This is a genomic window from Bacteroides sp. CAG:633, assembly GCF_000435115.1.
Lineage (GTDB): Bacteria > Bacteroidota > Bacteroidia > Bacteroidales > Bacteroidaceae > Bacteroides > Bacteroides ndongoniae.
Genome location: NZ_FR883000.1, coordinates 15322 through 15609, shown reverse-complemented (window position 1 = coordinate 15609; position 288 = coordinate 15322). Strand labels below are relative to the sequence as shown.

Here is a 288-nt window from a genome sequence, read left to right as displayed (position 1 = left end):
TTGCATTGCTCGCGAGCCGTGCAAGTGTCCTGCAAAAGCCCTTCCGGCGAGCCCTGAGCAGGGTGTTTCGCCTTGTTGCCGTCGGGGCGATTTCTCCTCAACAGGCAGAAGGGTTGGAAGAAAAAGCAAGTTTTTTGTCGAAAAGTTTGGTGGTAACGGTGAAAGTCTTTATCTTTGCACCCGTTCTTCAAAAACGACCTGCGGAAATAGCTCAGTTGGTAGAGCACAACCTTGCCAAGGTTGGGGTCGCGAGTTCGAGTCTCGTTTTCCGCTCCTTTTTCATTCCCC

The 288-nt window shown here is 51.7% G+C and carries 1 tRNA gene; it reads left to right on the top strand.

The features are described from left to right. Window positions 1-200 precede the first annotated feature (200 nt). Window positions 201-273 (top strand) — tRNA-Gly (locus QVP67_RS02560). Window positions 274-288 lie beyond the last annotated feature (15 nt).